The sequence below is a fragment of the Nocardia thailandica NBRC 100428 genome (assembly GCF_000308795.1).
Classification (GTDB): Bacteria; Actinomycetota; Actinomycetes; order Mycobacteriales; family Mycobacteriaceae; genus Nocardia; species Nocardia thailandica.
Genome location: NZ_BAGK01000045.1, coordinates 40,195 through 61,943 on the forward strand (window position 1 = coordinate 40,195; position 21,749 = coordinate 61,943).

Here is a 21,749-nt window from a genome sequence, read left to right on the forward strand (position 1 = left end):
CGCCGAGCGGATCCGGCGTCGCCCCGGCTCGGCCCTGAACGCGGCCGTCCTCCAAGACCCGGACGTCGTCGAAGAGCTCGCCGCGCTGCGAGACGACGGCGTCGGCCTGCCGATCGAGGGATTCACCCCGATCCTTGCCCGGCTGGCGTCGCTGGAGGACCGGCTGACCCAGCTGCTCTACGTCGCAGCGAAAGCCCCGACGGGCTCAGCCCCGACCGCGCCCCGGCCGACGTACCCCCACCACGAACGTCGCGAGGAGCTGCGCCGCAGGCGCATGACCCGTCTCGAGCTGCAGCTGATTCCAGGAGGTGACGACGACTGATGGCGACCTACTCGGCAGGCTCGGCGAGCGTGCGGATCAAGCCGGACTTCTCCGGCTTCATCCGCCAGCTCCGCGCCGATTTGGCGGAGGTCGAGGCCAAGTACGGCGTCGAGATCAACCCGGACATGACTGGGTTCGCGGCCGCGCTCGAGACGCGCCTCGGCGAGATCCAGGCCCGCCTGGGTGTCGAGATCTTCGCCGACATGACCGGGTTCGCCACCGACCTGGAGGCCCGGCTGGGCGAGATCCAGGCGAAGCTCGGCGTCGAGATCGAGCCCGACACGGCCGGGCTCGAGACCGAGCTGCAGACCGAGCTGGCCGGTGTCGACGGCAAGGTCGAGGTCGAGGTCGGCGTATCCGAGGACAGCCTGACCAGGGCTGAGGAGAAGATCAGGACACGCCTCGGCAAGATCTCCGTCGAGATCCGGGTCTCGGCCAACACGCAGCCGGCCGCGGCCGAGATCGCCGCGCTGCGCCGCCTCAACAGGCGCTTCACCATGCGCGTGGACGCCGAGACCAACCCGGCCGCGCGCGAGATGGAGGCCCTGCGCCGCCTGAATCGCACGCACACGATGCGCGTCGACGCCGACACCTCGCGCGCCGCCGCGCAGATGGCCGCGCTGCGTGCCGCGAACGCTGCCGCGTCGGCGGGCAGCGGCGGGGGTGCGGGCGGGTCGGGCCTGCAGCTGACTGCGCTGATGAACGCCGCGGCGCTCGGCGTCGGCCTGCTGCCCGCGGCCGCCAGCGCGATCGCCGAGATCGGCGCCGACGTCCAGTCGCTGTTGCAGAACATCGTGCTGATCCCTGGCGCTTTCGCCGCGGCAGGCGCCAGCTTCTTCACGCTGTCGGTCGGCCTCGACAAGATGAAGGACGCCTTCTCGGACTCCCCGAAGAAGGCGGCCAAGGCATACGCCGCGCTGTCGGACGAGGGCAAGAAGACCGTCGATACCCTCAAGGGGTTCGGCCCAGCGTGGGACAAGATCAAGGACTCCGTCCAGGACACCACGCTGTCCGGGCTGTCTCTGCCGCTGAAGGACCTGCTGACCACCCAGCAGCCGGTCCTACGCGACGGCATGACCCAGCTTGCCGGCCAGTTCAACGGCATCTTCAAGACCGTGATCGCCGAAGCGGGCAGCGACAAGAGCGTCGGCGCGCTGCGCGGGATCTTCGGCAGCACCTCGGCCGCCGCTGGTGAGCTGAACCGGGCTGTCGTGCCGATCATCTCGACGATCCGGACCCTGGCCACCTCGGGCTCCAGCGTGATGCCGCAGCTCGCCGCCAGCTTCGCGACCGCGGCCGCCAAGGCGGACATCTTCTTCGCCAAGGCCAACCAGTCCGGCGACCTCTCGCGCTGGATGCAGGAGGGCATCACCGCGGCCGGGCGGCTGCTGTCGGTGCTGGGCAATCTCGGCTCCAGCCTGGCGTCGATCTTCCGCGCCACGAAGGGCGACGGCGACGGCTTCCTCCTCACGATGGACAAGCTCACCGAGCGGATGGCGACCTGGCTCAAGAGCTCCGAAGGCCAGGCCGAGCTGCGCACCTTCTTCTCAGAGGGCAAGCAGTCCCTCTCGGAGTGGAAGCCGGTGCTCGAGTCGGTCGGCACGATCATGGGATCGCTGTACTCCGCTGCGCAGCAGTGGTCCGCGATCCTGCTCCCTTTCCTGCAGGCCGGAGCGAGCCTGCTGTCGAGCCACAACGGCATGCTGCAGACGATCCTGGTGAGCTACTTCGCCTTCCGGACCATCTCGCCGATCCTGAGCGCGCTCCAGGCCGGATTCGGGTCGGCCACCGCGGCAGCCGGCCGCTTCCAGACCGCCTTCGCCGCCGCGAACACCTCGGCCAGCACGCTGTCACGCACCGGCTCCGGCCTGGCCGCCATGCTCGGCAGCGGCGGCATGCTCGGCATCGCCGTGGCGGGCGCCGCCATCGGCCTCGGCCTGCTCGCCCAGAAGCACCAGGAGGCCGCGGCCGCGGCGTCCGAGCAGAAGCGGCAGCTCGAGCAGCTGCGCGAGACCCTCGACGACCAGACCGGCGCGGTCACCGAGGAAACCCGCGCCACCGTCGCCAAGGACCTCGAAGACCGCGGGTTCCTCAAGCGCGCACAATCTCTCGGCGTCGACCCCGGCCAGTACGTCAACGCGGGCATCGGCATCGACGAGGCGGGCAAGGCGAAGATCAACGAGCGCCTCACCGCGATCATCCTGGAGCAGATCCCCAAGTCGACCTCGACCGGCGCCCCGGCCCTGTTCGAGCAGACCGCGGCCGGCCTCGGCCTGTCACAGACCGACCTCGCTCAGGCCGTGCAGGGCATCCCGGAGGCAGTCACCAAGTTCGAGCAGGCGTGGAGCCGGACCGGCGGCGGCATGGGCGGCAGCCTCCAGGACCTGGCCGAGCTCAAGGCGGCCCTGAACGACGTCGGCGAATCGGCAGGCACCCTCGGTGGTGAGCTCAACGGCCTCGACACCAGGACCGGCCAGGCCGCGGAGGGTCAGCGCCGCCTGTACGCCGCGCTGAACGGGACCTTCTCGCTCACCGATGAGGGGCGGCAGAAGTTCAAGGACCTCGGCGTCGAGGTGCTGAACGTGCCGAACGAGAAGACCGTGCAGGTCAAGACCAACAGCCCGGAGGAGATCCAGCGGCTGCGGGACCTCGGCTACACGGTCGAGGCGCTGCCCGACGGCACGGTGAAGATCATCCTCGACGACGCCGCGGCGAAGGCGTCGATCGCCGCGCTGCAGGCACCGGGCACCAAGGTCATCACCATCGAGCAGCGCGTCCAGGCGGGCATCGACAATCCCTCGCTCCGCGAGGGCGCTGCGCCCTACAGCCCGGAGTCCGGGTACGTCCACTACGCCTCCGGCGGCTCGATCACCGGCGGCGTGGCCGGCCGCGACAGCGTGCCGATCCTGGGCATGCCCGGCGAGCACATGCTGACCACCTCCGACGTCGATAAGCTCGGCGGCCAGGCCGGCGTCTACCGCTTCCGTGCCGCGCTGCAGGCCGGCCTGGTCAAGCCGATGGCCACCGGCGGCGCGGTCGAGTGGACCGACAAGAACGAGATCGACCTCCAGCAGGCACAGGTCGCGGTCACGCAGGCGCAGGAGAAGCTGACCAAGCTGGAGAACAACCCGAAGGCGTCGGAGGCCGACAAGGAGCAGGCCCGCCTGAAGGTGCAGGAGGCCCAGCTCAAGGCCCAGGAGCTGCAGAACAAGAAGGACGGCATCTCCACCGCGCCCGCGCCGCAGGCACCCCTGCCGGGCAAGGTCTCGGCCGAGGAGCTGGCGATCGCCGACGCCGAGGACGCCGTCGACCAGGCCAACGCCAAGCGCAACCAGGTCTACAACGACCCGGCTTCTACCGACGCCGACAAGGCGCGCGCTGACCGTGACTACCAGAAGGCGCAGAACAGCCTCGAATCGACGAAGACCTCGAAGTCGGGGTCGTCGAGTTCGCTGCCGGAGAGCTACTCCGCGCAGGGGATCGGCAAGGCGGCGGGCGAGATCATCGCGACCGGGATCCTCAGCTTCTTCGGCCTGGAGAACAGCGTGCTGTCCAGCACGAACACGTACAACAAGGCCGCCAACACCGTCTACTCGTACTACAACGGCACCGGCTCGTCGTCGTCCGGATCCTCCTCGACCGGCACTTCGTCGAGCACCACCGGCGGCGGCTACTCCTACACCCCGAAGGAGACCACCACCGGCACCGGGACCGGGACGTCGAGCAAGAGCACCACCGGTGAGTCCACCACCGGCGGCTCGACGACCGGCGTGGAGCGCTGGCGCAGCACATTCGCCTCGGTGCTCTCGGCGCTGGCGATGCCCTCGAGCTGGCTGGAGCTCGGCCTGAAGCAGATGGCCACCGAGTCCGGCGGCAACCAGTGGGCCATCAACAACAGCGACTCGAACGCCGCAGCGGGCACGCCGAGCAAGGGGCTCATGCAGGTCATCGACCCGACCTTCGCGCGCTACCGATCGAGCCTGTACGCCAACAACATCTGGGACCCCTCGGCCAACATCGGCGCCGCCCTGCTCTACACGCAGGCCCGCTACGGCAGTCCCGTCGGCGTGTGGGGCAAGGGCACCGGCTACGCGACCGGCGGCTGGGTCAGCGGGCCGGGGTCGACCACGAGCGACAGCATCTTCGCGCCGTGGCTCAGCGACAAGGAGTTCGTCGTCAACGCCGCGGCGGCCGCGCAGCACGGCGGCCTGCTCGAGGCGATCAACGCCGGCCAGGTGCCGACCCTGCCTGCGGGCTTCGGCGCGTCCTCCTCGTCTTCGACGTCGACCTCGTCGACCACCCGCGACCACTCGATCAATTTTCACGGCGACATGCACGTCATGGACAACGAAGGGCTGGTCCGAGAGATGAACCGATTCACCGACATCCAGTCGGTCGGCGCGCTGGCGGCGTTCTGATGCCTTCGCAGATGCACATCTGGATGAAGGGCTCAGACGGATCCCGGTGGGATCTGTCCGGCCCGGGCCAGGGTGACCAGGGGGCCGAGCTGCGCCCCGGTCCGAAGAAGCTCATCGACGCCCCCGCCAAGACGTTCTGGGTCCAGGGCGGTGCGCGGATGCACTACCAGGGCCACCAGTTCGAGCGCCGCGACCCAGTGTTCGTCGTGAACATCTTCGACCCCACCGGCAGAGGCAACCCCGACACCTGGCGCGACATCGACAGCCGATTCCGGCTGGCCCTCGGGATGTATGACGAGGAGTTCCAGATCGTCGTCGAGATCGGCTCCGATGTGCGCACTCTCAACATGCGCCTGCTGTCGGAGCCGGTGGCCTACGAGAACGGCGGTCACGAGGGCAAGGACCCTCACCTCTACGCAGAGTCCACGCTGCTGATCAACGCGGCAGCGAGTCAGCCGTTCTGGTCCGGGCCCGACATCGTGCAGGAGTGGGAGCTGCCCTCCGGCACCTCCGGCAGCACGAGCTTCGTCTACCAGAACCGCGGCGATGTGATCATCTGGCCGCGGTACTTCGTCACCGCCCCCGGCACCTGGACACTGCCGGACCGGTCCTGGGGCCAGGAGATCGCACACCAGCGCCCGGTCGGCGCAGACCTCGGCCGCGACGTGCCGCTGCCCGCGCTGCTGGCCGGCGAGGACGCCGACGTGAACTCCGACCCGGACGAGGAGTACATCGTCACAGCCAACAACTCCCCGGCCTGGGCACGCGCCAACGGGAAGTCGCTGCTGTACCCGATCAAGGCGCGGACCAAGCCGGTATCGCTGCCCATCTCGGTCACCGGCGCGACCGCAGGCGCGGCGATCCAGCTCACGCTGCCGCAACGTTTCAGCCGACCGCTGGGGGTGAGCCTGTGAGCACCGGCCTCGCTGACATCCCCCGGCTGCGCCTGCAGTGTGAGGCGATCCGCGAGCAGCACCGCGAGATGCGCGCGGCCAAGCCCCTGATCCGGCTGTGGGCCAACCGCCCCGACGGCGCGCCCGGGCTGGTGCTGCGCGGCATCGCGGCCGACAACATGGCCGGCCAGTTCCCGTTCCGCAAGAACAGCTTCGGCACCGGCGGCACCCTGAAGCTGCGGCTCGATCATCACCTGGCCCGCTGGATCGTCCGGGTCCCCAACGACGCCACCGCGAAGAAGAACATCGTGATCACGGTGGACTTCATGGGCGGCAAGCTCCGCTGGTCCGGGCTGCTGAAGAGCTGGAAGGTGATCCGCGACAGCGCGGGAATCCGCTACCTGGAAACCACCTGGATCGACGACCTGCAGTTCCTGCAATTCATGCTCGGCCCGCCGAATCCGCTGCTGCCGATTCCCCTGTTCCAGTTTCCACGGGTGCTGCCGATCTTCGGGCCCGCGAAATGGGCGATCTCGATGCTGATCCTGATCAACCTCATCCGGTTGAACGGGAACCTGTGGACCCTGCCCGACGACCCATTCGCCGTCGAGTCCTGGGACGACCTATTCGACTGGTCGGACTGGCAGGTCCTCATCAAGGCCAACCCGTTCGACCTCGACGACAGCTCGCTGTGGACGATCCTCGCGACCCGCATGAACCGCATCGACGAGGTGATCGCCGATGCGCTCGACGACGCGCAGCTGGTCATGACCTACCGGCGCATCCTCACCGTCGATGGCGAAACCTCCGATGTCCCAGGCGTCCCCGAAGTCGCCAACGGCGCGCTCGTCCTCGAGGTCCAGGACAAGTCGGGGTATTGGAACGCCGACGGCACCGGCACCGGCGGCGGCGTCGCCGGCGGATTCATCCGCACTGTCCAGGCGTTCACCGCCGGGTTCATCGAGGACTCCTCGGTGCTGGTCATGGACGACCCGACGGTCCACCCCGAGGAGTACAGCACCCCCGGGTTCGTCGGCACCAAGCCGGGATTCCCGTGGGTGGTCGTGCGGGATTCGCAATGGACGGCGATCCAGTCATCGCAGCTGGTCTACTCGCCCCCGACCGCCGTGGGCGTCATCGTCGGCGGCGACAATCCCATGGCGGACTCGCTGGCCAAGCTGGCCATCGAATCCACGGCCGCCTTGATCGGCTATTTCCTCCTCGGAGGGTTCTCGGCGCTCGGATCCATCGCGGCAGATATCGCGATGCCGTTCCTGCAGGGAACCATTCTGGCCTGGCTGCAGTGGGAGAACTATGGCCGCGGCCACAACCTCGGCTGGGTCCACCTGTACGAGCTGTACCAGCAGGGCGCCGAGAACAACGCCTGGAGTTTGAGCGCGATCGCCGCACTGCGCGCCGGGTTCCTCGCATCGAGAGCCGAGACCGCCCACCAGTTCTCGATGGGCATCGGCGCTCAGCACCTACCCGGCCTGCACTTCGTGATCGGTGACCGGATCGGTTCGGTCGACTCCTACGTCGATGAGCGGATCTTCGTCGAGCAGGTCGAGGAGATCGACCCCTCCTGGGACTGGACCAGCGGCAAGCAGCTCGACATCAAGGTCACCGTCGGCCAGGCCAAGGCCGCCATGTCCCAGGCCGAGCGCAGCAGCCGCCTGCTGTCCAAGGCACTCACCACGCTCAGCAACATCGGCGTGCACCTCGTCTCGTGATGGAGATCCCCATGGCCACACCGCCCCCGCCACCTGGCTTCGAGCACCTGGACATGAGCGACCCTCAGCAGGCGCTGGCCTGGGCACTCGGCTCGATGCCCTCCCATCAGCCCGGCGGCCAGCCGGTCGGCATCCCGCCCAAGGTCGTCCCCGCCTGGTCGGAGTTCCTGACGAAACTCGGGCTGGTCTACGACCCGTCCCGCCAGGTTCTCTTCCCCGTGGTCGACGACAAGCCGAACCCGATGGGCTGGCTCTCACCGGTGCAGTGGGTCAGCCGCGAGGAATACGACAAACACGAGGCCGCGCGCGCCGGCCGCGTCGCCGACATGGAGGCCGCGCTGCAGCGCATGGATCCCGGTCTCGCGCAGCGCATCGCCGACATGACCGACCCGGAGAAGCGCGACGCGATGGCAGCTCAGGCCGTCGCCATCGGCGACGTGCTCTCCCGCATCCAGCAGCAGCACGGAGGTGGCCAGAATGGCTGAGAAGGTTCTGCCCTACGACCGCCGCTGGGTCACGCAGGAGACGGGCTGGTACTGCGGCCCGGCGTCGGCGCAGACCATCCTGCAGTCGCGGGGGATCTTCGTCGAAGAGTCCCAGCTCGCGCGCGAGATCGGGACCACCTGGAACGGGACCGACTACGTCGGGCTCATCGAGCCGGTACTGAACGCGCACCTCGGCCAGGACGTCTACGTCTCCCGCTACCTGGAGGTCGACCCGGCCGCGCCCGAGCAGGTCGAGCGGCTGTGGCGCGACATCGTGGCCAGCATCGAAGCGGGCTTCGGCGTGGTGGCCAACATCGTCGCGCCGGTGGACAACTACCCGCGCGGCGTCCGCGGTTCGGTCTCGCCGTCGTACTCCGGCGGCACGGTCTACCACTACATCGCGGTGATGGGCTACAGCGACGAGGACGGCGCGCGCTCGGTGTGGATCGCCGACAGCGGCTTCCGCCCGTTCGGCTACTGGCTCAGCTTCGCCCAGCTCGCCACGCTCATCCCGCCGAAGGGGTACGCAGCCGCGCCGGTCGGTCCGCCGCCGCCCCCGCCGCCGGGCCTCACTGCCGAGGTGCTGTCGGATGCGATGGGCGCGGCGCTGCCCCTCGAGCGGTACCGCGAGCTGCTGCCCGCCGTCACCGAGGCCCTGCGTGCTGCGGGCTGCACCACCGTCGACCGCGCCGCGATGTGGATGGCGCAGGTCGGCCACGAGTCCGCTGGCCTGCGGTACATGGAGGAGCTGGCTGACGGCTCGGCCTACGAGGGCCGCGCCGACCTCGGCAACACCCAGCCCGGCGACGGCCGCCGCTTCAAGGGCCGCGGTCCGATCCAGATCACCGGACGCCACAACTACGCCGCGGTGTCCGCCTGGGCTTTCGCGCAGGGCCTCGTACCGACGGCTACCTACTTCGTCGACAACCCGGCCGAGCTCGGCACCGACCGCTACGCCTTCGCCGGCGTGACCTGGTACTGGACCGTCGCGCGCCAGATGAACCGCTTCGCCGACGCCGCTGACATCGAGGGTGCCACCCGCGCCGTGAACGGTGGGCTCACCAACCTCGACGACCGCGTCGACCGATGGAACCACGCCCGCGCACTCGGCGCGGCGCTGCTACCCGAGGAGGACTCCACCATGGCCGCACTCACCCCCGAGGAGCAGCGAGAACTGCTCGACGGCGTGCGCTACATCCGCGACCAGCTCGGCCCCGGCGTCGACGACTGGGGCGAAGACGGAGACCTGGGCCGAAACGCCAAGGGTCAGCGCCTGACCCTGCGGGCCGGCCTCGCCAAGCTGATCCGGAAGGTCGGTGCCTGATGAACTCCCGCGTCCCCGAGCCTGCGCTGGTCCGCTCCACGCTGGTCGCCTTGTCCGGCGTCGTCGCCTTCATCCTCGGCAAGAACATCGACGTCAGCTGGATCGAGCCGCTGGTTACCCTCTACGGGCTCGCCGCGCCGGTCATCGCCGGCTTCCTCATCCGCCGCGCGGTTACCCCGGTCTCTGACCAGGTCGGTCTACGGAGCGGCCAGTGAGCCCAGAGCAAATCACTGCCTTCGGTGGCATCATCGCTGCGATACTCGCTGCCTGGACCGCCTTCCAGGGCAAGAAGGTCGCCGAGCTGCAGGGCCGCATCGAGAAGCTCGAAGAGGAACTGTCGGCCGCCGAGGAGCTAGGCCGCGCAGCAATGCGATACATCCGCAAGTTGTGGCGGTGGAGCGATCAGCGCGACATCGCCCACCAGCGCGGCGTCGAGCCCCCGGAACAGCCGCCTCTGCCCGACCTCCTCAAGGATGAGCTGTGACCTTCCCGGTCGGCGCGGGCGGCACGAACCCCGGCAACTGGGGCGTCTCGGCCGGTGGCGGCATCCCGCGGATGAACCAGCTCAGCCAGGGCGCGGTCACCGACCAGATCGCCAACGAGGCGCTGCAGGGCAGCTCGTGGGGCGGCCTCGGTGGGATGCTGATCAACCTCGTGCTGTCGCTGGTCGCCGGGGTTGTCGGCGCGATCCTCGGCGGCTTCGCCTCCGTGCTGGACGCGATCTTCGGCACCGTCGATGACGCCTACATCGCCGGCATGCCGACGATCAACGACCACACCCAGTCCATCACCGAGCTGGAGCAGGCCGTCGAGGCGCTGATCCTGCAGGGCGTGGCGATCAAGTTCACGTCGAACAACACCTACGTCCCGAGCGAAGGCATCGTCTCTGTCGACGTGATCCTGATCGGCGCTGGCGGCGGCGGGTCGAGCGGAAGCTATGACGCTCTGATCGACGGCACGCGCTCCGGCGGTGGCGGCGGTGGCGGTGGCGAGACCCACGTGAACGTGCCGGCCTCGCTGCTGCCGACGAACATCGACGGGACCTACAAGGGAATCCAGATCATCGTCGGCGCGGGCGGGGCCGGCGCGACGTCGGACTCCGGTGTCGGAACCGGCGGCGGTCACACCCGGTTCGGGCCCGAGGTCGGCAGCATCGCGCAATCGTGGCTGCTCGGCGGTGGAGGCAACGGCGGCGCCTGGGGCAACTCGGGCCCGGTCGCCCCCGGTGGCGTGGGGATGATCCCCGGCGGTGCTGGTGACCGCGGCCTCGGCCCGGCTGGCGCCGGAGTCGGCGCGGGGCACTCGACCAGCGCCTACGACCTGCACGGTGGCGGTGGTGGCGGCGGCCGCGGCGGCGCACAGGGCCGTGGCGGCGGTTCACCCGGCGGCGGCGGCGGCATCTCGCCCGGCGGCGCTCCCGCAACGCCTGGCGCCGCAGGCGAATCGCCGTCGACCATCGTGGCCACCGGCGGTGGTGGCGGTGGCGGCGGTGCATCAGGCTCGGCCGGCGGCGGCAACGGCGGCTTCCCCGCCGGGGGCGGCGGAGGGTCGGCCTGCGACACCGGCGGCGCAACCTTCGGCGGCAACGGGGCCAACGGGGTTGTCTACGTCATCGAGCGGATGGCCTGATGCAGGTCGTCGCGGTGATGCGCGTCTACACCACGTCCGCCACCTGGACGAAACCTGTCGGGCTGCGCGCCCTGGACGTGATCGTCCGCGGCGCGGGCGGCGGCGGATCGGCCAGCACCGGCGGCGGCGGGGGAGCGCTCGCCATCAACACCGCCAGGCGGATCTCACCACTCGAGCTGCCGGACACGGTAGCCGTCACCGTCGGCGCTGGCGGATCCTCCGGCGGCAACGGCGGCAGAAGTGCCTTCGGCAGCCTGCTCACCGCGCCGGGCGGATCCGGCGGCACCAGCGGCGGCGCAGGAGGACTCACCTTCGCCCGCGGCGGCAACGGTGGTACGAGCGGCCAGCCAGGGGAGACGGTGACCGCTGGAGTCGTACGCCTGCTCGCAGCAGGTGGCGGCGGCGGTGGATCCGGATCGACCGGCGGCGGCTCCGGCCGCGTCCCCGGCAACACAGACCACCCGATCTGGTGGGAGTGGTGCCAGTCCGGCGGCGGCGGCAACAGCGCCAGCGCCGGCGGCTACCCCTGCGGCGGAGGCGGTGCCGGTGCAGTCGGCGCCGACGGGGTCGTGACCGTCATCGAGTACTACGCAGAGGAGGACTGAATGGCTACCGCCACCAAGGTGCTGGAGAACGTGGCCGGGCACGCAGGCCCGGCGACCGTGTACCGGCTGGACCCGCCGCGGCTGTCGGCCGGTGTCGAGTACGACCACGTCACTATCTGGATCGACGATGCCACCCGCTGGCAGGCCGCCGAGGTCGTCGCGATCTGGAGCACCGAGCGCGGGGCGGCCGTCGGTGGGAGCATCATCCGCCGGGCGGGCAGCTTCGTGCTCCAGGACGATTACGCCGGTCAGCCGGAGTACGTGTCTGGTGCACACCAGTGGGCGCTCGGCATGCTCGGCGGCTACCAGATCGTCGAGCCCGAGCCCGAGCCGGAGCCGCAGCCCGAGGACGACGCGGCGTGAGCGACACCTTCGGGCACGACCCGATCCAGCGGCCGATCGTCCTGTCGACCGCGGCCGCCTTCGTGCACCAGATCCAGCCGCGGACAACTCCGTTCCCGGCCGGGATCGAGGCGCGCATCGAGCTGTGGGACTCCACCTGGGCCACGCTGCTCGACACCTGGGACGCGACCACGGTCACCACCTCGCTGATCGAGTGGGCGATCGAGCCCTCCTCGACCGGCGCGATCCCCGAGCACTCCCGCTACCGGCTGTACCTGACCTACCCCACCGCGCCCGCGCTGCCCTACCTCTGGGCCACCGGCGCCGTGATCCGCAAGTAGCCCACCCCGTCCCCCCTCAGCCCCCGAGCCTTCCGGCCGGGGGCTTCGTCGTATCAGGAGGTCCCCATGGCCATCGCAGTACCCGTGACTCGGCAGGCACTCGCCGACGCCTACAAGACCCGAGGCGGCGCAGGTACCGTCTGGGTGTCCCTGCACACCGGCGACCCCGGCTCAACCGGCACGGCCGAGGCATCCGGCGGCACACCAGCCTACGCCCGCAAGCAGTCGACCTGGACGAGCGGCAGCGGCGGCGCGCTCACCGGCTCGCAGGTGGTGATCGACGTGCCCGCTGGCACCTACACCTACGCTGGCCTGTGGGACGCGGTGAGCGGCGGCAACTTCATCGACAAGGTCGCCATCACCAGCACCACACTGGGCAGCCAGGGCCAGATCCTCGTCACCCCGAGCTACACCCAGAGCTGATGCGCGCCGACCTCCCGCAGCCGAGCACGGACTACGCCGACCAGCCGGTCAGCCGCTGGCGCGCTGACGCGCCCGGGCCCACCGTCGAGGTGATCCCCGGCGTGCCTGCGGGAGTGGTCATCCCGGACGGAGTCGTCGCCAACTTCACCGGCGTCGGCCTGGCCGCCGCTGCACTCATTGCGAAGCCGGGCCTGCACCCGACCTTCACCGGCCGCGGCGAGCTGGCCGCAGCGGTGTCGGTGAAGGTCTCCGTACTCGCCGTCTTCACCGGCGCGGGCACCGTCGATCTGTCGGCCTCGCTGCCCGCACGCTTCACCGGCGCGGGCGTGCTGTCGGCGATCGCCCGCCCGGGCCGCCAGCTCGGCGCGGGCTTCACCGGCAGCGGCGCGCTCACGGCCGGGGTGCTGCCCGTCGGTACCACCACCGCGCCGTACACCGGCAGCGGCCTGGCGGTCGGCGCGGTCGGCGTCGCCGTGGCCGCAGCCTTTACCGGCGCGGGCACTCTGTCGGCGGTCGCCCTCGGCGGTATCCCCGTGGCCGCGGCCTTCACCGGCGCGGGCGTGCTGTCGGCCACGACCAGCTACCGGTACGCGGTCACCGCCGCGTTCACCGGCAGCGGCGCGCTGGCTGTTGCTCAGCAGACCTTCTCTGTGACGGCGGATTTCACCGGCTCCGGAACGCTCGCTGCGACGGCGACGAAGGTCGGCGTGAGCTTGGCCGACGACTTCAACCGCGCGGACGGCGCGCTCGGGTCCAACTGGACCGCGGCGAGCACCGCGCCGACGATTGCGACCAACCGGAGCCAGGCCGGGAACCCCGGCGGCACGAACCTGACCGTCGTCTACGCGGCCCGGCACAACACCGTGCTCGCCACCGATTCGCAGGAAGTATCGGTCGTCCTCACCACGGCCACAGCGAACGGCTCGACCGCGCTGTCGGGCGGGGCCTTCCTGCGCAGCACCACCGGCGGCGACCGCGTCGAGATCGCCATCATCTCCGGCACGGTCCAGATCCTCAGCTTCATCGCCGGCGTGCGGACACAGCGCGCGGTGAACAGCAGCATCGGCACGCCGACGAGCGGGAGGATGACCGCCGTCGGGAACGTGTACACCGCGTACATCAACGGCAGCGGGACCGCGGCCTGCACCTGGACCGACAGCGGCAACCTGATCGCCATCGGCTCGACGACCCGGTCCGTGGGGCACCTCACCGTCGGTCAGACCAACGGCATCGGCCAGCTGTCCCGCGGCTACGCCATCGACTCCTGGGCCGCCGCCGACATCGTCTAGATCTTCGGCGAGAGGGTCCTGCCCGAAGAGATGTCGCTGGCGGCATACGTCCAGGCGGAGGTGGCCACGTCCGGCGGGGTTCCTGCGGTGATCACCAACCGGTACACGAGAGCGTCGGCTGACGGCGCTGGCAGCCGAAACGAGAAGGTGCAGAGCGCAGGCCCAAGGTCACCCTTTCGGTAGACGCCAGAGCTGAGCTTTGAACTCGACGCAACCACGCCCAGATCCCCGGCTCCGACCACGGTCCACAGTTCGACGCGGGAACCGGTAGTCAGCAGTCGGCCGTCGACAGACACGGCACACGAGTCCCCTGCCGGACCGACGTGCGTGGTAATCAGCTCACCAGTCACCTCGGCCGACGACTTCGATGCTGTCGGGCGGGTGAGGGTGATCGCAACGATCGCCGCGGCAGCGACGAGAGCCAGCGCGATAGCACCGCACAGGATCCAGATAAAGCGGACTTTGCGTGCAGTGGTGGGATCCCCGGTCGTCACGTCGGGGAGTCTCGCACGCCGCTTCGCCTGTCGCTTCGCAAATGACACGAAAGCGCCCCACCGGATCGGAGACGGTGGGGCGCTTTTCGCATGTCCGGGGTCAGTCCTCCTCGGCCGCGCCGCGGCTCGCACGCTGCACACCGGCCAGGCCCTGCCAGTCGAGCGACGCCTGACGGCCGTCGACCCCCTCCCGGCGCTGACCGGTGTTGCTGTCCGGGCCGGGGAGCATGAGCTCCTCCACGTTCACCTCCTCTCGCTCGTCGCAGGAATAGAGCAGGTCATCCACGCAGGGTGCGCCAGAGCATGTAGGCGGCGCCCACGCTTATGCCGATCGCGACTACGGCCAGGAAAACGTCCATGCCATCCTCCGGAGTCGGGTCAGATATCGAGAAGCCGCCGCGCGTAGGTCGCCTCGTCTGCGACGGTGATCACATCCGCGGCGCGGATGAGTTCTTCGGGGATCTCGCCGTCGGCGAAGTGGTCCGCGCTCGGCACGAACACCGCCTCGATCGCGGCGCCGCGCACCACGTCGATCACCTGCTCGATGGGCCGCCGCGTCTCGCCGGTGAGGGCGACGACCTTGCGGATGTCGTAGCCGTATCTCGCGGCGAGCGAGCGGATCTGGGTCTCGTGCCAGGCCTGTGCGTGCCCCGAGACGTCGCGGCGCAGGTAGCCGATCGCCGGGGCCTTCATGCGACGGTGCCTAACGTGAGCCCGTCGGACGACGGCCCCCAAGCTGCGCCGCCGTCGTCGGTGTGCTCTCGCACGAGGCCCATCGCGCACAGCTGCTGCAGGTAGCGCGCGGTGTGCGGCACGCTGTGGCCCAGCCGCCCGGCCAGATCGTCCGCTGTCATCCGGCCGCCGTCGCCGTGACGCACCAGGGCGGTGAGTATCCAGCTCTGGCAGCGGGTCAAATCACCCGAGCTATCTACGTTTTCGAGGGCGGTCATCGAGTCACCTCGCTAGGGTCGGTTGGATCTACAACTGACCCTTCCGGACTCCGCTGTGACAGGTGGTGGCACGCAGGGGACACCTAGGTGACACTTCACTTCTCGGGCTACTCGACAGGGGCGACGATGTCTACGGTTGGTGAATGGACCGGCGCGCGCACCAAGGCTCTGCGCGAGGCACTGCGCATCGGCCAGCTGGCCTTCGCGACTGCGATGGAGGTGCACGTGCGCACCGTGAAGCGGTGGGAGGCCGGCGGCCGCATCCGCGCGGACTACGCCGCCGATCTGGACATCCTGCTGAGTCGGCTCACCGACGCTGAGCGGGAGCGATGGATAGCCCTGCTGCCCGAAGGAGATCCCGTGAAGCGCCGCCACCTGCTGCGATCCGCGCCCGTCGCCGCCGGACTCCTGGCCGTCGGCCTCGACGCCGACCGCGCTGCCTGGCTGGCGTCCGGCGCAGGACGCCCCGACCGCACGGCCGTCGACCTGGTCCGCTCGACTCTGCACGCCGCGATGCAGCTCGACGACATGCACGGATCGCCCGCGGCTCAGGGGCTCGTCGTCGCACAGCAGCAGGTGACTGAGGCGATGCTGCGCGAGTGCGGCCCCGAGCTGCGCCAGCCCGTGCAGTCGCTGCACGCCGAGTGGCTCGGATTCGCAGGCGCGTTGGCCTGGGACGCAGGGGAGTACTCAACGGCCGCGCGGCTCTACCACCTCGCCCGCGACCTGGCGCACGAGGCAGAGGACAACGACCTCGCCGCCTACATGCTGGCCGGTCTCAGCCAGCTCGCGATCTGGGAGCGCAAGCCGCGGATCGCCGTCGACCACGCGGCCGCCGCAACCTCCTGGATCACCGACACCGACGACCGCCAGCTCGCCGCGTACGTGCACCTGCGCATGGCCGAGGCCGCGGCGATCGCGGGCCAACAGCGCGCCTGCCGCGACGCGCTGGACCTGGCCGGCCAGGCGATCGAGGGCTGCACGCCGTCGACCCCGGCCGCGAGCCGCGCCTACTACGTCGGGCCCGCCTTCTACGACAGCTACGTCGGCGGCTGCCTCACGCTCATCGGCGACGCTGGCGACGCGGTGACCGCCTCGCGCCGGGCGATCGCCGCGCTGCCGGTGGCCTACACCCGTGACCGGGCGGTCACGCTGCTGGAGCTCGAGCGCGGGCTGATCGCACTCGGCGAGATCGAGGAGGCGGCCGCGGCTGTCGGCCACGCCGCCCGGTTGACCGAGCAGAACCGCTCGCCGCGCCTGGCTGCGGCGATCCGGGACGGTCGCGCCGACCTCGCGCCGTGGGAGAAGTCGAGCGCGGTCCGGGACCTCGACGAGCAGCTGGCCGCCCGGTCTATCGTGAGGGCGTGAGCGAGACCGAGGAGCAGCGAATCCGGGCCGTCGTCCAAGCCGTCGAGGACGCCCGCATGGCGCTGCTGGCCACCGGCGAGACCTATGACATCGGCTCGGACGGCCGCCATCCCTCCCGCAGTGACCGCTACAACGACGCCATCGAGGCGATTCACGCAGCCAATCAGGCGCGGGCCAGGCTGCTGATCGACCTGATCGGCAAGGATGCCGACTCGGTCCCGGCCGACCTGATCGACCGGCTGGGGCTGGGGCCGAAGCAGGCTGCGCATATCCTGCGCACCGCCCAGTACGGGACGCCGCGGATGATGGATCACGTGTTCGGCTCACCGGAGGCGTAGCGGCCGTCGAATGGCCGGTGCACGCAGCTCGCGGTCTCAGGCGGCCACAGGATGACCGCGTCGCAGGTGCGGCATCGGTAGGAGCGGTGGCAGCCGGTGCCGGGCACGTCGGGGCACATGACCGAGCCGACGATGACCCGGTTCGGGCCGAGGGAGTGGCCGGCCGGGCAGGCGGCGGGGGAGGGGCTGGCCCATCCGCCGCGGACCCGGTACAGCTGGCTGGGGTCGAGGCCGGTCGTGGAGCCGAGGCGCCACACGATCGGATTCGAACACATGAGCGGATCGTATCGCTGCGGAATCAGTACCGGAAGTCGCCGAGGTCGATCGGCGGCGGCCCGGACTCCGCCTCGTCAAGCATGTCCCGCATCCGCTCCAGCACGACGGCCGAAGGCTCGCCCGGCCGGTAGCCGACGTGCGGCATGGCCAGAATCGCCAGCGCGTCCCGGACGTCGGCCAGGCTCGGCGGCTCGGCCACCTCGGCGACGAGCAGCGCGTGCAGCTGCTCCGCGGTGAGCGGCCGGTCCGGCTCGATGTGGTCGATCACCACCGCCATGACCGCGGCCTGCTCGGCCGGGATCGGGTCGTCGTCCTCGGGCACCTCGCCAGGGTAGTGCGGAACCGCCCCGCCCCGGCGCGCGTCCAACTGATGCATGGACGACATCGAGCGTCAGGCCATGCAGGAAGTCGGGCTCGACCCGGACGACTGGAAGGTGCAGCTGGGGCAGGTCCGGGTGCGTCTGCTGCTGGCCGAGCTACGGACCGCCGTCATCCCGCCGCGGTATCCCTGGCCGGTCGAGTGAGTCAGTCGGCGGGCCGCAGCATGTCGGTGCGCCACCAGTGGGCGTAGACCCCGGGGTGATCCTTGCCCTCCGCGCGGATGACCTTCACGACCCCGGGGTCCGCCTCGTCGAACTCGACGATTTCGTACACCACTTCCAACGACTCGCCTAGTCGAACCTTGTCACCGACCTCGAAGCTCACCCGCTGAGCGTATCGGGTGGCCGCGCGGCGGCCCGGTCAGGCGCTGATCGGCTGCCGCGCGGCCAGCTGGTCGAGAAACCAGACCGCGTCGGTCCAGCCGTCCCACCGTCGCAGCGCATCCACCCCGGCCGTCGCCAGAGGGCCGACCTTCAGCAGTGCTCGGCCGCGAGCCAGCCACCGGTCCGGCGCCGACATCGGATACCGGCACTCGCCGCGCGCCTCCTGGAGGTGCCAGGAGCGGATCTCGTCGTAGAGCCGGGCCGGATCCTCGTCGATCCAGAGCAGCAGCGACACGGCCTCGCTGAGGTCGGTGTACCCGCGATGGAGTCGCAGCGTCGTGATGGCATCCAGGTGCGGAGCGAGCCGGGTGATCGCGGCACGCACCTCATCCTCGAGCGGGCCGTCGACCCACTCGAGGCGCCAGCCGTCGGGTCGGTCGTACGTGGCTGTGACGCGCACGTTGTACCGGCGGTCCAGGGTGTAGGCGAGGCGGTGCATCTGGTCGGAGCGGGAGCTCATCGCGCATCATTCGTCAGGATGGCGGCCGCGACCCGGGCGAGGCGCTGGGCGGTGGCGGTGGCGGTGTCGAGGTCCATGCGCCACCGTGCCCGCCACTCGTCGGTGATCTCGGACGGGCGCAGGTCGGGCGACGGCTCACCGTGCGCGTCGTGGGCCATGCCGCTGATCATCACCGCCCAGCTGTCCACGCCGCGCTGCTCGACCGTGACCCGGGCCCGGGCGTAGGCCGGATGGGTGGTCGGCAGGCAGGTGACCTCGTAGCGGGTGGCGGTGATGGTGGGTTCGGGAACGAGAGTGGCAGCCATTGGGGTGAACTCCTGGTCAGAGGGACGCCTGCCGCTATGGTGAGGGGCGTGAGCACCCTTCATTTGCCCTATTCGGGCTGGTCAGGCGAGTACTCCTCCTATCTGACGTTATCTACCGTGAACGTGAACGGGATCCGTGCCGCCGCGAGTAAGGGCATGCTCGACTGGCTGGCGGCCACCGAGGCCGACGTCGTGTGCCTGCAGGAGACCCGCGCCACCGACGAACAGACAAGGGCCGCACTGGGTCCCGCGCTGGAGGCGGGCTGGGTGCTCAGTCACGCGGAGCCGGAGTCCAAGGGGCGTGCCGGCGTCGGCATCCTGTCGCGCCGGGCGCCGACCGCCGTCCGGATCGGGTTCGGCAGCACCGAATTCGCCGCGTCCGGTCGCTACCTCGAGGCCGACTTCGACGACGTGACCGTCGCCAGCGTGTACGTGCACTCGGGGGAGGAGAACACCCCCAAGCAGGACGAGAAGTACCGCTTCATGGCCGAATTCGGCAGCTACCTGAAGGCGCGGACCGGCGAGTTCGTGGTGTGCGGCGACTGGAACATCGCGCCCGCCGAGGCGGACCTGAAGAACTGGAAGGCCAACCAGAAGTCGGCCGGGTTCCTGCCCGAGGAACGCGCCTGGATCGCCGAACTGCTCGCCGCCGGGTACGTCGACGTGGTGCGCGCCCTGCACCCGGGCGTCTCGGGCCCCTACAGCTGGTGGTCCTACCGCGGCCGCGCCTTCGACAACGACTCGGGATGGCGGATCGATTACCACCTCGCGCGCGGTGACCTGGCGGGCCGGGCGAAGCAGGCCGTGGTGGAGCGCGCCGCGGCCTACGACCAGCGCTGGTCGGACCACGCCCCGGTGACGGTGCAGTACCGATGAGTCCGTCCCGGAAGACGATCGGCCTGCTCGCCGGGCTCGGCCTGCTGCTCGCCGCGCTGGTGCTGACCCTGTTCGCCGGGCCCGGCAGGCACGACGGGCCCGCCACCGCGACCGCCACCGCGACCGCCACCGCGACCGCCACCAAAGCCGCCGCGACCTCGGCGAAGCCGGGGACGAAGGCGCCCGAGCCGGGCGCTCCGGTCGGCTCGCCGAGCTCGCGCGCCCCCGGCGTGCCCGACCGCGCCTACGCCACCCTGGCCGAGATCGACGCGGGCCGCTGGCCCGATTCGGCGAACGCGCCCGGCACCAAGGGCGGCGAGCAGTGGATGAACCGCGACAGGACCCTGCCCGCCACCGACGCGGCGGGCAAGGCGGTCCGCTACCAGGAGTGGGACGTCAACCCCAAGCAGCGCAATCGCTCCCGCGACGCCGAACGCATCGTGACCGGCAGCGACGGCACCGCCTGGTACACCGCCGACCACTACGAGACCTTCACGAGGATGCGCTGATGCCGGAGCCCATGCCGCTGTCGCAGTTCCTGGCCGGACCCGCCGCCGAGCTCCCCTCGGCGGGCGGGCCGGCCGTCCTCGGCGCGCTGCCCGCGGACGCCGCGCAGTTCGGCGGCATCCGCTACACCGCGCCCGCCGCCTACGTCGTCCGGGAGCTGCGCGGCGACCGGATGCGCACCGTGGCCGGGCTCTTCGACGAGTTCGCCGCCGCCTTCCAGTTCCCGTACTACTTCGGCGCCAACAAGGACGCCTTCGACGAATGCCTCCGCGACCTGGACGATTTCGTCGGCGAGGCGCCCGGCTACGTGGCGGCCGTCCGCGACGCCGACGGCCTGCTGGCGGAGGTCCCCACCGAACGCGAGTGGTTCACCGCCGCCGTCACCGACGCGGCGGCCTACTGGCATCGCCGCGAGGTCGCCTTCCGGGTCGTCCTGCAGGGGCCGGGCACGGGCTTCCCCGCGATCCCCCTGATCGATCGCTCCTGAGCCGGACGCCGCCCGTGCGACCGGGTGCGGCGAAATTCCCCTCGACGCGCATGGAAAGATCGGGGTATGTCCAGTCCTGCCCCGGCCCAGACCGCCGAACGCAAGCAGCGGGTGCTCTCTGGCATCCAGCCGACCAGTGATTCCTTCCACCTCGGGAACTACCTGGGCGCGCTGCAGTACTGGGTCACCATGCAGGACGACTACGACGCGCTGTACTTCATCCCGGACCTGCACGCGATCACCGTCAGCCAGGAGCCCAAGGCGCTGCGCGCCCGGACCAAGTCCGCGGCCGCGCAGCTGCTCGCCCTCGGCATCGACCCGGCGAAGTCGACGCTGTTCGTGCAGAGCCAGGTCCCCGAGCACGCCGAGCTGTCGTGGGTCCTGAGCTGCATCACCGGCTTCGGTGAGGCGAGCCGGATGACCCAGTTCAAGGACAAGTCCGCCAAGCAGGGCGCCGAGAACGCCACCGTCGGCCTGTTCACCTACCCGGTGCTCATGGCCGCCGACATCCTGCTCTACCGCCCGCACCAGGTGCCCGTCGGCGAGGACCAGCGTCAGCATCTGGAGCTGACCCGGAACCTCGCCCAGCGCTTCAACACCCGCTTCAAGAAGACCTTCGTCGTGCCCGAGCCGCACATCGTGAAGGGCACCGCCAAGATCTACGACCTGCAGGATCCGACCGCCAAGATGAGCAAGTCCGCGGCCAGCGACGCGGGCCTGATCAACCTGCTCGACGACCCGAAGGTCACCGCCAAGAAGGTGCGCTCGGCGGTCACCGACACCGGGCGCGAGATCCGCTACGACGTGGAGAACAAGCCCGGCGTCTCCAACCTGCTGGTCATCCTGAGTTCGCTGACCGACACTCCGATCGAGACGCTCGAGAAGAATTTCGACGGCAAGGGCTACGGCGAGCTGAAGGCCGATGTGGCCGACGCGCTGGTCGAATTTGTCACACCCCTGCGCGCGAAGGTGCAAGAGTACCTTTCGGATCAGGGCGAACTCGACCGCATCCTCGCCGCGGGCGCGGAGCGGGCACGCGAGATCGCGGGCAACACGCTGGCCCAGGTGTACGACCGGGTGGGCTTCCTGCCCCGGTAATCGTCGTCGCACCAGGGCTTCTCGG

General features: G+C 70.3%; 29 protein-coding genes. 20 read left to right on the top strand and 9 right to left on the bottom strand.

Features of this window, described 5'->3' with window-relative positions; genetic code table 11:
- Positions 1 to 321 precede the first annotated feature (321 nt).
- The 13 genes from ON36_RS36020 to ON36_RS04980 all read left to right on the top strand — a co-directional run bounded on the left by ON36_RS36020 (position 322) and on the right by ON36_RS04980 (position 13,801).
- The gene (locus tag ON36_RS36020) at positions 322 to 4,740 is read left to right on the top strand and encodes a lytic transglycosylase domain-containing protein (protein WP_052313665.1); all 4,419 of its coding nucleotides are present in this window, start codon (positions 322 to 324) and stop codon (positions 4,738 to 4,740) included.
- Complete coding sequence (locus ON36_RS04925; protein ID WP_043648067.1) at positions 4,740 to 5,654, top strand: hypothetical protein; 915 nt, start codon at positions 4,740 to 4,742, stop codon at positions 5,652 to 5,654. Before ON36_RS36020 ends, ON36_RS04925 begins: the two co-directional genes overlap by 1 nt.
- On the top strand, positions 5,651 to 7,363 hold the full coding sequence (locus ON36_RS04930; RefSeq protein WP_052313666.1) for a Gp37-like protein: 1,713 nt from the start codon (positions 5,651 to 5,653) through the stop codon (positions 7,361 to 7,363). The genes ON36_RS04925 and ON36_RS04930 overlap by 4 nt, the downstream gene beginning before the upstream one ends.
- Before the next feature lie 11 nt (positions 7,364 to 7,374).
- Positions 7,375 to 7,848, top strand: coding sequence for a phage gene 29 protein family protein (locus ON36_RS04935; RefSeq protein WP_157224787.1), 474 nt, complete (start codon positions 7,375 to 7,377; stop codon positions 7,846 to 7,848).
- Positions 7,841 to 9,172: a C39 family peptidase gene (locus ON36_RS36025; RefSeq protein WP_052313667.1), complete on the top strand. Its 1,332-nt coding sequence runs from the start codon at positions 7,841 to 7,843 to the stop codon at positions 9,170 to 9,172. The genes ON36_RS04935 and ON36_RS36025 overlap by 8 nt, the downstream gene beginning before the upstream one ends.
- A complete protein-coding gene (locus tag ON36_RS04945; protein ID WP_052313668.1) occupies positions 9,172 to 9,387 on the top strand; it encodes a hypothetical protein in 216 nt (71 codons plus the stop codon). The genes ON36_RS36025 and ON36_RS04945 overlap by 1 nt, the downstream gene beginning before the upstream one ends.
- Positions 9,384 to 9,656, top strand: a complete 273-nt coding sequence (locus ON36_RS04950) for a hypothetical protein (protein ID WP_043648072.1) — start codon at positions 9,384 to 9,386, stop codon at positions 9,654 to 9,656. Before ON36_RS04945 ends, ON36_RS04950 begins: the two co-directional genes overlap by 4 nt.
- Positions 9,653 to 10,801 (top strand): hypothetical protein, encoded by a 1,149-nt coding sequence (locus tag ON36_RS36540; RefSeq protein ID WP_052313669.1) that lies wholly within the window; start codon positions 9,653 to 9,655, stop codon positions 10,799 to 10,801. The genes ON36_RS04950 and ON36_RS36540 overlap by 4 nt, the downstream gene beginning before the upstream one ends.
- Complete coding sequence (locus ON36_RS34120; protein ID WP_052313670.1) at positions 10,801 to 11,406, top strand: glycine-rich domain-containing protein; 606 nt, start codon at positions 10,801 to 10,803, stop codon at positions 11,404 to 11,406. Before ON36_RS36540 ends, ON36_RS34120 begins: the two co-directional genes overlap by 1 nt.
- Positions 11,407 to 11,769, top strand: a complete 363-nt coding sequence (locus tag ON36_RS04965) for a hypothetical protein (protein ID WP_043648075.1) — start codon at positions 11,407 to 11,409, stop codon at positions 11,767 to 11,769.
- Complete coding sequence (locus ON36_RS04970; RefSeq protein WP_043648078.1) at positions 11,766 to 12,089, top strand: LtfC-like domain-containing protein; 324 nt, start codon at positions 11,766 to 11,768, stop codon at positions 12,087 to 12,089. The genes ON36_RS04965 and ON36_RS04970 overlap by 4 nt, the downstream gene beginning before the upstream one ends.
- A gap of 66 nt (positions 12,090 to 12,155) precedes the next feature.
- Entirely contained in the window at positions 12,156 to 12,512 is a 357-nt protein-coding gene (locus ON36_RS04975; RefSeq protein ID WP_043648081.1) for a phage tail fiber protein, read from the top strand.
- Positions 12,512 to 13,801, top strand: coding sequence for a hypothetical protein (locus ON36_RS04980; RefSeq protein WP_043648084.1), 1,290 nt, complete (start codon positions 12,512 to 12,514; stop codon positions 13,799 to 13,801). The genes ON36_RS04975 and ON36_RS04980 overlap by 1 nt, the downstream gene beginning before the upstream one ends.
- Here ON36_RS04980 and ON36_RS04985 read toward each other — a convergent pair.
- The 4 genes from ON36_RS04985 to ON36_RS05000 form a co-directional block, all read right to left on the bottom strand.
- Positions 13,798 to 14,295: a hypothetical protein gene (locus tag ON36_RS04985; RefSeq protein ID WP_043648086.1), complete on the bottom strand. Its 498-nt coding sequence runs from the start codon at positions 14,293 to 14,295 to the stop codon at positions 13,798 to 13,800. The genes ON36_RS04980 and ON36_RS04985 overlap by 4 nt on opposite strands.
- A 100-nt stretch (positions 14,296 to 14,395) precedes the next feature.
- The gene (locus tag ON36_RS04990) at positions 14,396 to 14,581 is read right to left on the bottom strand and encodes a hypothetical protein (RefSeq protein ID WP_043648091.1); all 186 of its coding nucleotides are present in this window, start codon (positions 14,579 to 14,581) and stop codon (positions 14,396 to 14,398) included.
- Between the two features lie 92 nt (positions 14,582 to 14,673).
- Positions 14,674 to 14,988: a hypothetical protein gene (locus ON36_RS04995; protein WP_043648093.1), complete on the bottom strand. Its 315-nt coding sequence runs from the start codon at positions 14,986 to 14,988 to the stop codon at positions 14,674 to 14,676.
- Complete coding sequence (locus tag ON36_RS05000; protein ID WP_043648095.1) at positions 14,985 to 15,245, bottom strand: winged helix-turn-helix domain-containing protein; 261 nt, start codon at positions 15,243 to 15,245, stop codon at positions 14,985 to 14,987. Before ON36_RS05000 ends, ON36_RS04995 begins: the two co-directional genes overlap by 4 nt.
- Positions 15,246 to 15,371: 126 nt before the next feature.
- On the opposite strand from ON36_RS05000, the gene ON36_RS05005 reads away from it, so the two are divergent.
- Positions 15,372 to 16,613 carry an NsdA family TPR-like regulatory protein gene (locus ON36_RS05005; protein WP_043648097.1) on the top strand — a complete coding sequence of 414 codons (1,242 nt, stop codon included), beginning with the start codon at positions 15,372 to 15,374 and terminating at the stop codon, positions 16,611 to 16,613.
- Positions 16,610 to 16,951 carry a hypothetical protein gene (locus ON36_RS05010; protein ID WP_043648099.1) on the top strand — a complete coding sequence of 114 codons (342 nt, stop codon included), beginning with the start codon at positions 16,610 to 16,612 and terminating at the stop codon, positions 16,949 to 16,951. The genes ON36_RS05005 and ON36_RS05010 overlap by 4 nt, the downstream gene beginning before the upstream one ends.
- On the opposite strand, the gene ON36_RS05015 is transcribed toward ON36_RS05010, so the two are convergent.
- The gene (locus ON36_RS05015; RefSeq protein ID WP_043648101.1) at positions 16,924 to 17,226 is read right to left on the bottom strand and encodes a hypothetical protein; all 303 of its coding nucleotides are present in this window, start codon (positions 17,224 to 17,226) and stop codon (positions 16,924 to 16,926) included. The genes ON36_RS05010 and ON36_RS05015 overlap by 28 nt on opposite strands.
- A 23-nt stretch (positions 17,227 to 17,249) precedes the next feature.
- On the bottom strand, positions 17,250 to 17,549 hold the full coding sequence (locus ON36_RS05020) for a hypothetical protein (RefSeq protein WP_157224788.1): 300 nt from the start codon (positions 17,547 to 17,549) through the stop codon (positions 17,250 to 17,252).
- A 52-nt stretch (positions 17,550 to 17,601) separates the two neighbouring features.
- On the opposite strand from ON36_RS05020, the gene ON36_RS34540 reads away from it, so the two are divergent.
- Positions 17,602 to 17,751 carry a hypothetical protein gene (locus ON36_RS34540; RefSeq protein ID WP_157224789.1) on the top strand — a complete coding sequence of 50 codons (150 nt, stop codon included), beginning with the start codon at positions 17,602 to 17,604 and terminating at the stop codon, positions 17,749 to 17,751.
- 1 nt (position 17,752) lies between these two features.
- Here the strand turns inward: ON36_RS34540 and ON36_RS34545 are convergent, their stop codons facing one another.
- From ON36_RS34545 to ON36_RS05030, 3 genes are read right to left on the bottom strand one after another with little or no spacing between them, the layout of a single operon-like run.
- On the bottom strand, positions 17,753 to 17,932 hold the full coding sequence (locus ON36_RS34545) for a hypothetical protein (RefSeq protein ID WP_157224790.1): 180 nt from the start codon (positions 17,930 to 17,932) through the stop codon (positions 17,753 to 17,755).
- A 36-nt stretch (positions 17,933 to 17,968) separates the two neighbouring features.
- A complete protein-coding gene (locus ON36_RS05025) occupies positions 17,969 to 18,451 on the bottom strand; it encodes a hypothetical protein (RefSeq protein ID WP_043648107.1) in 483 nt (160 codons plus the stop codon).
- Positions 18,448 to 18,756 (bottom strand): hypothetical protein, encoded by a 309-nt coding sequence (locus ON36_RS05030; RefSeq protein ID WP_043648110.1) that lies wholly within the window; start codon positions 18,754 to 18,756, stop codon positions 18,448 to 18,450. Before ON36_RS05030 ends, ON36_RS05025 begins: the two co-directional genes overlap by 4 nt.
- Positions 18,757 to 18,795: 39 nt before the next feature.
- On the opposite strand from ON36_RS05030, the gene ON36_RS05035 reads away from it, so the two are divergent.
- The 4 genes from ON36_RS05035 to trpS all read left to right on the top strand — a co-directional run bounded on the left by ON36_RS05035 (position 18,796) and on the right by trpS (position 21,724).
- Positions 18,796 to 19,632, top strand: a complete 837-nt coding sequence (locus ON36_RS05035; protein ID WP_373281770.1) for an exodeoxyribonuclease III — start codon at positions 18,796 to 18,798, stop codon at positions 19,630 to 19,632.
- Positions 19,629 to 20,141 carry a guanyl-specific ribonuclease gene (locus ON36_RS05040; RefSeq protein WP_043648115.1) on the top strand — a complete coding sequence of 171 codons (513 nt, stop codon included), beginning with the start codon at positions 19,629 to 19,631 and terminating at the stop codon, positions 20,139 to 20,141. Before ON36_RS05035 ends, ON36_RS05040 begins: the two co-directional genes overlap by 4 nt.
- The gene (locus tag ON36_RS05045; protein WP_043648117.1) at positions 20,141 to 20,626 is read left to right on the top strand and encodes a barstar family protein; all 486 of its coding nucleotides are present in this window, start codon (positions 20,141 to 20,143) and stop codon (positions 20,624 to 20,626) included. The genes ON36_RS05040 and ON36_RS05045 overlap by 1 nt, the downstream gene beginning before the upstream one ends.
- A 66-nt stretch (positions 20,627 to 20,692) precedes the next feature.
- A complete protein-coding gene (gene trpS / locus ON36_RS05050; RefSeq protein ID WP_043648120.1) occupies positions 20,693 to 21,724 on the top strand; it encodes a tryptophan--tRNA ligase in 1,032 nt (343 codons plus the stop codon).
- Positions 21,725 to 21,749: the final 25 nt, after the last annotated feature.